13 protein-coding genes are annotated in these 11,876 nt (G+C 67.5%); 6 read left to right on the top strand and 7 right to left on the bottom strand.

Going from position 1 to position 11,876, the window contains the following annotated elements; all coding sequences use genetic code 11:
* Positions 1-6: 6 nt before the first annotated feature.
* Genes J2754_RS00195 through J2754_RS00175 form a run of 5 tightly spaced genes read right to left on the bottom strand, consistent with a single transcriptional unit; the run spans position 7 to position 4,125 of the window.
* The gene (locus tag J2754_RS00195; protein WP_211086354.1) at positions 7-1,065 is read right to left on the bottom strand and encodes an urease accessory protein UreD; all 1,059 of its coding nucleotides are present in this window, start codon (positions 1,063-1,065) and stop codon (positions 7-9) included.
* Entirely contained in the window at positions 1,066-1,695 is a 630-nt protein-coding gene (ureG, locus tag J2754_RS00190) for an urease accessory protein UreG (RefSeq protein WP_188877300.1), read from the bottom strand.
* Positions 1,692-2,024, bottom strand: a complete 333-nt coding sequence (locus J2754_RS00185; RefSeq protein WP_188877301.1) for an urease subunit gamma — start codon at positions 2,022-2,024, stop codon at positions 1,692-1,694. Before J2754_RS00185 ends, ureG begins: the two co-directional genes overlap by 4 nt.
* Positions 2,021-3,721: an urease subunit alpha gene (ureC, locus tag J2754_RS00180; protein WP_188877302.1), complete on the bottom strand. Its 1,701-nt coding sequence runs from the start codon at positions 3,719-3,721 to the stop codon at positions 2,021-2,023. Before ureC ends, J2754_RS00185 begins: the two co-directional genes overlap by 4 nt.
* Positions 3,718-4,125 carry an urease subunit beta gene (locus tag J2754_RS00175; RefSeq protein ID WP_211086353.1) on the bottom strand — a complete coding sequence of 136 codons (408 nt, stop codon included), beginning with the start codon at positions 4,123-4,125 and terminating at the stop codon, positions 3,718-3,720. Before J2754_RS00175 ends, ureC begins: the two co-directional genes overlap by 4 nt.
* Before the next feature lie 460 nt (positions 4,126-4,585).
* Between J2754_RS00175 and J2754_RS00170 the strand changes: the two genes are divergently transcribed.
* The 5 genes from J2754_RS00170 to J2754_RS00150 are packed head-to-tail and all read left to right on the top strand — an operon-like array spanning position 4,586 to position 9,440.
* Positions 4,586-5,860, top strand: coding sequence for an urea ABC transporter substrate-binding protein (locus J2754_RS00170; RefSeq protein WP_188877305.1), 1,275 nt, complete (start codon positions 4,586-4,588; stop codon positions 5,858-5,860).
* On the top strand, positions 5,857-6,732 hold the full coding sequence (urtB, locus tag J2754_RS00165) for an urea ABC transporter, permease protein UrtB (protein WP_188877306.1): 876 nt from the start codon (positions 5,857-5,859) through the stop codon (positions 6,730-6,732). The genes J2754_RS00170 and urtB overlap by 4 nt, the downstream gene beginning before the upstream one ends.
* Complete coding sequence (locus tag J2754_RS00160; RefSeq protein WP_211086352.1) at positions 6,733-7,821, top strand: ABC transporter permease subunit; 1,089 nt, start codon at positions 6,733-6,735, stop codon at positions 7,819-7,821. It abuts the gene before it with no gap.
* A complete protein-coding gene (locus J2754_RS00155) occupies positions 7,818-8,729 on the top strand; it encodes an ATP-binding cassette domain-containing protein (protein ID WP_211086351.1) in 912 nt (303 codons plus the stop codon). Before J2754_RS00160 ends, J2754_RS00155 begins: the two co-directional genes overlap by 4 nt.
* 3 nt (positions 8,730-8,732) lie before the next feature.
* A complete protein-coding gene (locus tag J2754_RS00150; RefSeq protein ID WP_188877310.1) occupies positions 8,733-9,440 on the top strand; it encodes an ABC transporter ATP-binding protein in 708 nt (235 codons plus the stop codon).
* Here J2754_RS00150 and J2754_RS00145 read toward each other — a convergent pair.
* Together J2754_RS00145 and J2754_RS00140 are read right to left on the bottom strand one after the other, a co-directional pair.
* Positions 9,437-9,745 (bottom strand): putative quinol monooxygenase, encoded by a 309-nt coding sequence (locus J2754_RS00145; protein WP_211086350.1) that lies wholly within the window; start codon positions 9,743-9,745, stop codon positions 9,437-9,439. The genes J2754_RS00150 and J2754_RS00145 overlap by 4 nt on opposite strands.
* Positions 9,742-10,476, bottom strand: coding sequence for an MBL fold metallo-hydrolase (locus J2754_RS00140; RefSeq protein ID WP_211086349.1), 735 nt, complete (start codon positions 10,474-10,476; stop codon positions 9,742-9,744). Before J2754_RS00140 ends, J2754_RS00145 begins: the two co-directional genes overlap by 4 nt.
* Positions 10,477-10,744: 268 nt before the next feature.
* Between J2754_RS00140 and J2754_RS00135 the strand changes: the two genes are divergently transcribed.
* Positions 10,745-11,875 carry an extracellular solute-binding protein gene (locus tag J2754_RS00135; protein WP_211086348.1) on the top strand — a complete coding sequence of 377 codons (1,131 nt, stop codon included), beginning with the start codon at positions 10,745-10,747 and terminating at the stop codon, positions 11,873-11,875.
* Position 11,876: the final 1 nt, after the last annotated feature.

Below are 11,876 nucleotides of genomic sequence, written 5' to 3'. Positions count from 1 at the left end.
TCCGCGTCAGTATTTACGCTGGTCTGGGGCCGGGGCGTCCAGCAGGGCGCGACTCGCCTCGTCCCACGCCGCGTCGAGCGCCTCGCGCACGTCGTCCGCCCGGTCACCGAGCGCGCGGACGAACGCCCCGCCGTCGCGCGGGAGCGCCGTCGCACTCGCACGCGCCGGGCCGTCTGTGAGCCGCTCCGCCAGTCGGTCGCTCATCGCCGTCGAATCGACGTCGCGCGTCGTCACCACGTAGCACGTCCCGAGCACCGCGTAGTCGCCGAGGACGCCCGCGCGGCGCGGATCCGCGTCCCCGGTCCCTGGTGCGAGGTGCGTCGTATCGGAGAGGATCCGTCCGCCGGGACCGTCGACCGTGGTGCGCGCGTAGTAGCGCTCGAAGTCGAACGCCTCGTCGCGCGCCAGCCGACCCGGAACGACGACGTCGGTCAGGATCGCGCTCGCGTCGCGTCCGAGCGTCACGGCCGTCTCGCCGCAGTAGCGCGCGTTCGGGTGGAGGATCGTCTGCTCGGGGACGTACTCGACGTGCGCGCCGTCCCCGACGACGAACGTCGCGTCGACGCGCCCGTAGTTCGCGTCCATCGAGAGCACCTTGCTCGCGCTCCCAGTGCTGACGTGCGCGCGCGCGTCCGCCTCCGCGGTGACGACCATCCGGTTCCGGTCGCCCTGCGCGACACCGCCGGTCGGACTCTGCACGTACGCCGACGCGAAGTCGGGCCGTCCGACGTCGTGATCGAGCGTTCCGCTCAGGTGGTACGGGACGCGCGCGTAATCGGCGACGAGGTCCGTCGTCCCGTCCACGCCGACGGCGAACGTCGCCTCCAACTCCCCGGTCTTCCCCGGAGACCCCACCCCGACCTGCGGGAGCGGCTCCTCCGCGTACGGCTCGAACGCCGGCGGGAGGTCTCGCGCGTGCGCGAAGATCGCCCCGTTCTCGTCGTTCTTCGCGGCCCACCCTTCATCGCTCCTCGCGGCGTCCGCCGCCGTCGTCTCCCCACTCTCGTCGTCCTCGTCGCGCGCCGCCTCGCTCCCGCCGGTCGCGTGCGCTTCGTCCGTCGCCATCTACGCGAACAGCACCTCGGTGCGGACGTGGTCGATGACGTCCTCGACGCCCGTCTCCGCCTTGCAGTCCGTGAGGACGTGGGGCCCCTCGCGGACGGCCTCGGCGTCGCGTTCGATCTTCTCCAAGTCCGCCCCGACGTGGGGCGCGAGGTCGGTCTTGTTGACGACGAGGAGGTCGCAGTCGACGACGCCCGGCCCGCGCTTCGCGGGGATGTCGTCGCCCTCCGCGACCGAGATGACGTAGAGCGAGTAGTCCGCGAGTTCGGGATCGAACGTCGCCGCGAGGTTATCGCCCCCGCTCTCGACGATCACGAGGTCGAGCTCGGGGTGTTCGTCGACGAAGTCGTCGATCTGTCGGAGGTTCATCGAGGGGTCCTCGCGGATGCCCGTGTGAGGGCACGCGCCCGTCTCGACGCCCGCGACGAGGTCCGCGGGCACGACGCCGGCGAATCGCTCGCGCAGGGCGTCGGCGTCCGCCTGCGTCAGGATGTCGTTGGCGATGACGCCGACGTCGAGGCCCGCGTCGCGCAGCCGGGGGACGACCTCGCTGATGAGCGACGTCTTCCCGGAGCCGACGGGACCGCCGATCCCCACGGTGGCGACGTCGCGGTGCGTGAGACGCGAACTCATTCGCTCCCGACCTCGCGCGCGGTGTCGGTGCGGATCGGATCGTGCACTGTGACGAGCTTCGTCCCGTCGCGGAACATCGGCTCGACCTGCACCATGTCGATCATCTCCGGGACGCCGTCCATGACGTCCTCGCGGCCGAGGAGACCGGTCGCGCCCGCCCGCAGCTCCGCGACGTCCCTTCCCTCGCGCGCGCCCTCGAAGATCCAATCGGAGATGTACGCGACGGCCTCCGGGTGGTTGAGTTCGATGCCGCGCTCCTTGCGGTCGCGCGCGAGCTGCGCCGCCGTGTAGATCGTGAGCCGTTCGCGTTCCTTCGGCGTGAGATTCATAGCATGTAGCGTTGGGTGAGAGGCAGTTCCGCGGCCGGTTCGCAGGTGACGTGTTCGCCGTCGACGCGCACCTCGAAGGTCTCGGGGTCGATCTCGATGTCGTCCGGCCGGGTCGCGTTGCGCACCATGTCGCCCTTGTCGATAGTCCGTGTGCCGGAGACGGCGACCGTCTCCGTATCGAGGCCGTACTCGTCGCCGACGCCGCGCTCTTTCGCCGCGGGGCTGACGAAGGCGAGCGAGAGGGCGTGTTTGGCCTTTCCGACCGCGCCGGCGCGCGGGCGCTGCATGATCGGCTCGCAGGTCATCAGCGAGCCGTTCGACTCGCCCATCTCGCCGTAGACCGGGAACCCGCCCTTGAACGTCACGTGGGGCTTGCTCCCGAAGAACGCCGGGTCCCAGAGGACGAGGTCGGCGAGCTTCCCGGGTTCGAGCGTGCCGACGTGATCGTCGATCCCCGCGGTGATCGCGGGGTTGATCGTGTACTTGGCGAGATAGCGCAGCACGCGCTCGTTGTCGCCCGCGCCGTCCTCGGCGAGCGGCCCGCGCTGGCTCTTCATCTTGTGCGCCGTCTGCCACGTCCGCGAGACGACTTCGCCCATCCGCCCCATCGCTTGGGAGTCGCTCGTCATCATCGAGATCGCGCCCGTGTCGTGGAGCACGTCCTCGGCGGCGATGGTCTCCGCGCGGATGCGCGATTCGGCGAACGCCACGTCCTCGGGGACGTCCGGGTTCAGGTGGTGACAGACCATCACCATGTCGAGGTGTTCGTCGAACGTGTTCTCGGTGTACGGCATCGAGGGGTTCGTCGACGACGGCAGGACGTTCGCGTCGCCCACGGCCTCCATGATGTCCGGGGCGTGCCCGCCGCCCGCCCCCTCGATGTGGAAGAGGTGGATCGTCCGGCCGTCGATGGCCGCGACGGTGTTCTCCAGGAACCCGGTCTCGTTCAGGGTGTCCGTGTGCATGGCGACGTGGACGTCCTCCTCGTCGGCGACGGTGAGGCAGGTGTCGATGACGTCGGGCGTCGCGCCCCAGTCCTCGTGGATCTTCAGCCCGCAGGCCCCGGCCTCCAACTGCTCGCGCAGCGGTCCGGGTTCGCTCGCGTTCCCCTTCCCGTAGAAGCCGACGTTGACCGGCCACTCCTCGGCCGCCTGCAGGAACCGCTCGACGTTCACGGGCCCGGTCGTCGTCGTCGCCGCACCCCCGCCGTAGCCGCCGCCGAGCATCGTCGTCACGCCGGAGGCGAGCGCGTGCTCGTAGAGTCCGGTCGAATTGAAGTGGATGTGGACGTCGAGGCCGCCCGGCGTGACGATCTTCCCCTCCGCGGGGTAGACGTCCGTCGACGGCCCGATCACCATATCGACGTCGTCCATCGTGTCCGGGTTTCCGGCGTTTCCGATCCCCGCGATCCGGCCGTCCCGGATCCCGACGTCCGCCGCGACGACGCCGATGACGGGGTCGAGGACCGTCGCGTTCGTGATCACCCAGTCGAGCGCGCCCTCGGATTGCGTGACGCCCGGAGCCATCCCCATCCCGTCGCGGATCGTCTTCCCGCCACCGAAGACCGCCTCATCGCCCGGCGTCCGATAGTCCGCCTCGACTTCGACGCGGAGGTCCGTGTCGCCCAGCCGAACCTGCCCGCCGACGGTCGGCCCGTACAGCTCCGTGTACGCCTCGCGGGAGACGTCGCGGGTCACGACTCCTCGCCCTCCCCGACGTCGTCGACGGCCGTGTCAGCGTACCCCGCGTCGCGCAGGCGTTCGAGTGCCGCGGTCGGATCGACGGTCACGCTCCCGTTCACGAGTCCGTTCATCCCGTACGCGCGGCCCTTCCCCCCGAACGCGACGAGCTCGACGTCCTGTTCGTCTCCGGGCTCGAAGCGGACCGCCGTCCCCGCCGGGACGTTCAGCCGCATCCCGAACGCGGCCTCGCGGTCGAACGCGAGCGCGGCGTTCGCCTCGAAGAAGTGGAAGTGCGAGCCGACCTGCGCGGGCCGATCCCCGGTGTTCGACACCGTCACGCTCGTCGTCTCGCGGCCCTCGTTGATCGTCACGTCGCCCTCACCGGGGTCGATCGCCCCCGGGACGAGTCGGTCCGTCATCGGCTCGCCCTCGACACGTGATCCTGATCCGATCTCTCCATCCTATGCGGGATATTCTAGCCATATCGTAATAAGAACGGGCACAGAAGACAATATTTGCACGCAAAATACCGAGGACAGAGCGTATATAGAAAACGACCGCGTTCGGACGGCTCCGCCCAGTAGACGACGGTTTCGTGCGGCTCTGCGACCCCTCACTGATTCCGTACCTGTCCGATATAAGATCTCGTACGTGGACGAACGGGCGCGCTTTCACCGCGTCTGTACGCACACCTTAAACAATTTAATCCGGATTGGACAATGAATGCGATTCGATGGAAAAGCCTTTTCAGCCCGTCTCGAATTCGGGGTGACGTCGAGAAAACATGGACGATAGCTCAAAATATTCTGCCCACGGTGCTCGTATCACCAAACTCAACTGCAAATACTCATCTATTGACCAGGTTGTGGGGTGTCACGAATGAGCGGGAAACGCTCGGGGCTCTCGCGGCGTTCGTTCCTCGCCACCGGCGGTGCGATCGGTGGGGCGGCGCTCGCCGGCTGTCTCACCGGCGGCGGGAGCGGCGAGGAGACGGTGAAACTCGGGATCATCGAGGACCGCTCGGGCAACTTCGCGCTCAACGGCACGCCGAAGTACAACGCGAGCATGCTCGCCATCGAGGAGCTCAACGAGGAAGGCGGCATCCTCGGAAACGAGATCGAGACGTTCGCGCCCGACCCGCAGTCCGACAATCAGCGCTACCAGCAGCTCACGCGGCAGGCGATCAACGAGGAGAACGTCGACGCCCTCTGGGCGGGTTACTCCTCGGCGACGCGCGAGACGATCCGGCCGATCATCGACCAGAACGAACAGCTCTACTTCTACACGACGCAGTACGAGGGCGGCGTCTGTGACTCCTACACCTTCTGCATGGGTGCGACGGCGCGCCAGCAACTCGGCAGCGTTCTCCCGTACATGGTCGAGAACTTCGGCACCGACATCTACACCATCGCCGCCGACTACAACTTCGGTCAGCTCTCGGCGGACTGGGTCCGCGTGCTCGCCGACGAGAACGACGCGAACGTCATCGGCGAGGAGTTCATCCCGCTCTCCGTTACCGACTTCGGCTCCACGATCAACAACATCCAGGACGCCGACCCGGACTTCGTGATGGCCCTGCTCGTCGGCGCGAACCACACCTCCTTCTGGAACCAGCGGACCTCCGCGGGTCTCGACGTCCCGATGGGGACCTCGACGGTGATGGCGCAGGGCTACCAGCACAAGCGCCTCGACCCGCCCGCGATGGCGAACGTCTACGGCGGCTTCAACTACATGGAGGAGATCCCGACCGACCGCAATCAGGAGTTCGTCAGCCGGTACTACGAGAAGTTCCCGGACGCCGCGTACATCAACGAGGAGGCGGTCAACAACTACTTCTCGATCAAGATGTACGCTCGCGCCGCCGAGGCCGTCGGCTCGACGAATCAGGCCGACATCATCGAGGAACTCGAAAAGGGCATGGACGTCTCCGCGCCCGAGGGCGACATCTCGCTCCAGGGGCCGGTCCACCACATGACGCACAACATGCGCGTCTTCCGGTGCGACGAGGACCACACCATCACCGTCGAGGACGAGCAGCAGATCTCCGAGCAGTTCCTCTCGGAGACGGTCGGCTGTAACCTCCGCGAGAACGAGGAGACGACCCAGTATGTCCCCGCGGACTACTACGAGGAGGCCGACGCCACGCAAGAATGAACGCCCTCAACCTGTTGTTCCAGTTCGCCGACAACTTCGCGTTCGTCGTGCTCGCGGCGGTCGGACTCGCCGTCATCTTCGGGATGATGGGCGTCATCAACCTCGGTCACGGCGAGTTCATCATGATCGGCGCGTACGGCACGACGCTGTCCGCGAACGCGGGCGCGCCGCTCCCGGTGGCGATGGCGATCGGCGTCCTCGTCACCGCGGTCATGGGGCTCATCTTGGAGCGGACGATCATCCACCGACTGTACGATCGGCTCTTCGACTCGATGGTCGCGACGTGGGCGCTCGGGCTCATCCTCACGCAGGGGATGCGGATCCTCTTCGGGAACTCGATCCCGCAGGTCTCGACGCCGCTCGGGAACATCGCGTACGGCGAGTTCTCCTACTCGACGTACCGCGTCCTCCTGTTGCCCGTCGCGCTTCTCGTGCTCGGTGGCCTCTACGTCCTCTTCACGCGCACGGAGTTCGGTATCCGCGCCCGGGCGACGATCCAAGACCCCGACACGGCGCGCGCCCTCGGCGTCGACACCGACCGGATGTACACCGCGACGTTCGTCATCGGCTCCGCGCTCGCGGGCCTGACCGGCGCGCTCTACGCCCCGACGCTCACCGTCGTCCCCGGGATGGGGTCGTCCTTCCTCGTCGAGGCGTTCGTGGCCGTCGTCGTCGGCGGTCCTTCGGTCCTCCTCGGGACGACGCTCTCCGGCGGTCTGCTCGGCACCATCGACGCCGTGTTCACGAACCTCTTCGGGACGTTCTACGGCCAGATCGCCATGCTCCTGACGGCCATCGTCGTCATCCGCGTCCTGTCCGACGGCCTGACCGGGCTCGTCGAAACCGTCCGCAACCGCGTGGAGGGCGAGTGAATGGGCCTCGCTGACGCCCTCGACCGCCTCCGCCGGCCCTTCGAGGGCCCGAACACGCTCGGTAACGGCCGCGCGTTCTGGGTCGGCTTCCTCGTCGTCCTCGTCGGCCTCGTCGGCTACCCGATCGGCTTCGGGAGCTACGCCGCCTCCAGCGCCGCGCTCTACTTGCTCTACGCCATCCTCGCGCTCTCTCTCACCGTCATCTGGGGGTACACGGGGATCCTCAGCTTCGGACAGGTGGCGTTCTTCGGCGTCGCCGGCTACTCCTTCGCCCTGATCAGCATGAACCTGGAGAGCGCGCTGACGACGATGCTCGCGCTCCCGGTCGCCGTCGGGATCGCTGCGCTCGCCGCGCTCGTGCTCGGTTACTTCATGTTCTACGGCGAGGTTCGCGACGTCTACGTCACGATCCTGACGCTCGTCGTCGCGCTCGTCCTCAACACCTTCATGGCGCAGACCGCCGGCGCGGAGTGGACGATCGGTTCGGTCGCGCTCGGCGGCTTCAACGGTATCCCCGCCATTCCGAGCCTCACCTTCGGCGTCGGCGAGGCGGCGATCACCCTTGATGGGGCGACCTTCTACTGGTTCACGCTCGCCGCGCTCGTCGCCAGCTACCTCGGTCTCCGCGCACTCGTCAACGGCCGCTTCGGCTACGCGATGGTCGCCACGCGCGAGGACGAGGACCGCACGGAGATGCTCGGATACGACGTCCGGCGGGTCAAGCTGCTCGTCTTCGTGCTCGGCGGTGCGCTCGCCGGGCTCTCGGGCGTCCTCTACGCGACGTGGGGGAACTACATCAGCCCCTCCGTCTTCGGGATCACCTTCGCTTCCATCCCCGTCGTGTGGGTGGCCGTCGGCGGCCGCCGCTCGCTGCTCGGCGCCGTCGTCGCCACCGTCGTCATCGAGTGGTTCCGTCAACAGCTCTCCGCGACCGGAAGCCAGTACGCGCTGATCGTCGTCGGCGTCGTCCTCCTCGCCTCGATCCTCTTCGTCCCCGAAGGGGTCGTTCCGCGACTCGACGCGGTGATCCGCGGCGCGCGCGATCGCTTCGGCGCGAGCAACGACACACCGGAGGGTACGCCAGAATGACCGCGACAGACACGGACATCGACACCGACACGGAGACGACGGAGGTATCGACCGCAGGGACGACGGACGCGTCGGAGACGGCGAGACCGGACGGCGGGACCGCGGACGCCGCCGACTCAGGGACGACGGACGCGACGAGGGCGACCGACACGTCCGGTCGGCAGTCGCCCGCCGTCGCCGCCACCGGCCCGGGGACCGATACCCTCCTCCAGACGGACGGCCTCACGAAGCGCTTCGGCGGCTTCACCGCCATCGACGACGTCGACTTCAGCGTCGAGACGGGCGAGCTCCGCTGTCTCATCGGACCGAACGGGGCGGGGAAGTCCACACTGTTGAAGCTCATCACGGGCCGCCACGACGCGACGAGCGGCGCGATCTACTACGACGGCACCGACATCACGACGCGTCGCCCGAACGAGCGCGTCGACCTCGGAATCGGGATGAAGTTTCAGGTGCCCTCGGTCTTCGACGAACTCACCGCGTACGAGAACATGCGCCTCTCGGTCCAGCGGACGCACGCCGACGCGCACCTCGACGAGGCGATCCTCGACGCGCTCGAACGCATCGATCTCGCCGCGCGCGCCACCACCCCGGCGGGTGAGCTGTCACACGGCCAGCAGGGCCGCCTGGAGATCGGGATGGCCGCCGCACTCGAACCCGACCTCCTGTTGCTCGACGAACCGGTCGCCGGTCTCTCGGTCGAGGAGCGCAACGAGGTCGCGGACCTCGTCACCGACCTGAACGACGACGGCATCGCGTTCATCGTCATCGAGCACGACATCGACTTCGTCGCGGAGATCGCCCACGAGGTGACCGTCCTCCACGGCGGCGAGGTGTTCCGCGAGGGCTCGATCGAAGCGATCCGCGACGACGACGACGTCCGGCGGATCTACTTGGGGGGTGAGTGAGTCGTGCCGCCCGTCCTCGACTGCGAAGGGGTGTCCGCGGCGTACGACTCCACCCTCGTCCTCCGAGACGTCGACCTCACCGTCGAAGACGGCGAAATCGTCGGCGTCATGGGGAAGAACGGCGCGGGGAAGTCGACGCTGATGAAGACGATCATCGGCCTGCTCGAACCCGCTTCCGGCGTCGTCCGCTACGAGGGGACGGATCTCGCGGGGACGACCGCCGACGAGCGCGCGAACGCGGGCATCGGCTACATCCCGCAGGGCCGCGACGTCTTCCCCGACCTCACCGTCGAGGAGAACCTCCTCGTCGGCGAGGGCGTCAACCGCGATCGGGAACGCGACCTCTACGACGCGGTGTACGACTACTTCCCGATCCTCGACGAGCGCCGCACCCAGAAGGCCGGGACGATGAGCGGCGGCCAACAGCAGATGCTCGCCATCGGGCGCGCGCTCGTCGGCAACCCCGACCTGCTCCTCCTCGACGAGCACAGCGAGGGCGTCCAGCCCTCTATCGTCGAGGAGATCAGCGAGAACCTCCGCGAGCTCAACGCCGAGCTGGGGACGACCGTCCTCTTCGTCGAGCAGAACCTCGGCGCGATCCAGGACATGGCCGATCGGTGTTACGCCATGGAACGCGGGCGCATCGTCGACGAGGTCGGTCCCGAGGAACTGCAGGACGAGGACGCCATCGCCTCGTACTTGGCCGTCTAAGGCCCGGGGAGCACGTCCTCGCGCTCGACGGCGTACCGGTAGAGGGTGGCCTCCCCGTCGATGAGGGGGGCCATCTCGGACTGGAACGCGTCGAGGTGCGCGCTGTTCTCGTGGGCGTCGAAGGCCGCCTCGTCCTCGTAGCGCTCGACGATGTGCGCGACGTTCGGCTCCTCTACGTCGGTCGTCACGCGGTAGTCGACGACGCCGGCCTCCGCGCGCGACTCCGCGGCCATCGACGCGAGGACGTCGAGCGCGCGCTCTCGCGTCTCCGGGACGAGCGGGACCTCGGAGAGCGCGACGATCACGACACGACCCCGGGGTCGTCCCCGTCCCACTCCGGTTTGTTCGGGAACTCCACGTACGCCTCGAGGCGCTCGCGCGCCCGATCCAGTACGGACGAGCCGTGATAGACGAGCCCGACCTCGAACTCGTAGTCGAGCAGCCGCTCCAGATTCCGCTCCGCGGCGACGAGGTCGTGCGAGTAGATCGCTTCGGGGAGGAGGAAGTAGCCGGCCGGGAGGCCGCGTCGATCGGCGCCGATGACCGCGTCGCCGAGGATGCCGAGGTCGCGTCCCTCGTCGACGAACGCGTAGTTGTCCGGCTTGTGCCCGGGGACGTGGACGGCCTCGAAGCCCGCGACGTCGTCCCCGTGACCGTAGCGCACGTCCGGGGGTGTGGCGACGTCGTCCGCGACGTCCGACTCCCGCGGCACGTACGTCTCGACGTCGAACGCGTCGACGACGGCGTCGTATCCGCCCACGTGGTCGAAGTCCGCGTGCGTGACGACCAGCCGCTCAACCTCGACGCCGAGGCCTCGGAGCCGCTCGATCAGCGTCTCGTTCGTCTCGGCCGGACCGGCGTCGAAGAGCGTCGGGCGCTCGCCGGTCACGACGTACGCGCGGAAGTAATCGCTCCCGTCGGGCCCGAGCCGGAGTTCGCGGACGCCCTCGGCGGGCGAGCGCACCCCGTCGCTCCCGGTCTCGGTCGCGGATCGTCTCTGATCGGGCGCGTCGGCCGTCGGCGGTCGATCGGTCATCTTCGACCGGCGTCTCCACACGGACGCGGATAAGCGCTTTCCACGTACTGTTGGGTACTGGACCAAACAATCCGTATCCGTCCACCGTCCGGGGGTGACCTTATACAATATGTGTTGGTTATACCCGTGGTCATCGACCAAACCCGACCCCACTCCTATGCCTCCAGTTGGTGGATATAAGAGAAAAGCCTTTCAGTAGAAAACAAAAAGTATAGAATACGCCAATATGGATGGCAAAACAGAACCAAAAAAGAATATAACAAATAGAATGAGCACTTCGAGGCGGTCGTACCTGACCGGTGCGGCGGGGAGCGCGTTCGCCCTCACGGGACTCGCCGGCTGTCTCGGCGGTGGCGGCGGATCGGGCTCCTCGACCGAGACGACGGTGACGCCGACCGAGGACGACCCGCTCGTCGTCTCCGTCTTCGGGGGCGTGTTCAAGGAGGTCCTCGACGAGCACCTCATTCAGCCCTTCCGCGAGGAGACGGGGATCCCGGTGGAGTCCCAAGCGCAGGGCGGTGCGGCGAACGTCCTGCCGAAACTCGAGAGCGCCGTCCGCGGCGGGAACGCGCCCGTCGATGTCGCAGACATGTCAGCCATCGGGACGCTTCGCGGTCGTCACTCGGACCTCTGGATGTCGTGGTCCGACGACGAGTTCGACAACGTCTCGAAGGTCTCAGACGACCTCATCACCCGCGCGAGCGACAGCGACGAGATCGTCGGCGTCGGCTCACAGGCCTGGTTCATCAACCTCGTCAGCAACACGGAGGCGCTCGCCGACCCCCCGACGTCGTGGACGGCTCTCTGGGACTCGCAGTACGAGGGCCAACTCGGGCTCTTGACGCCCGCACAGACGAGCTTCCTCCTCGACATCACGGCGGCGACGCACTTCGATGGAGAGGACCTGCTCTCGACGAAAGACGGTATCACGCAGGTCTTCGAGAAGCTGGCGGCGGTCAAACCGCAGTCCAGTCTCTGGTACACGAACGAGGCGAACTTCGAGGCGCAGCTCAAGAGCGGCGACGCGCCCGCCGGCATGCTCTACAACGACGTGACGGTGGTGATGGAGGAGAACGGGGCTCCGGTCACCTCGACGTTCGTCGACGAGGGGTCGCTCCTCGACAGCGGTCGGTGGGTCGCCCCGCGGACGAGCGACAAGCGCGGCGCGATCGTCGAGTTCATCGACTACGCCTCCCGACCCGAGGTCCAGGATACGGTCTCGCGGAACCTCTACACCGCGCCGACGGTCGAGCAGCAGCACTCCTCGCTCGACGACGAGACGTTCGAGAAGATCGTCGGTCCCGGCCTCGATGCGGCGATCGTCCCCAACTACGAGATGTACATCGAGCGCGAGCAGTTCATCAACCAACAGTGGAACGAGCTGATCATCCAGTCGTGAC

It is taken from the genome of Halarchaeum nitratireducens (genome assembly GCF_017874695.1).
Taxonomy (GTDB): Archaea; Halobacteriota; Halobacteria; order Halobacteriales; family Halobacteriaceae; genus Halarchaeum; species Halarchaeum nitratireducens.
Note: the sequence above shows the minus strand (reverse complement) of the source record. Positions and strands in the feature narration are given on the sequence as shown.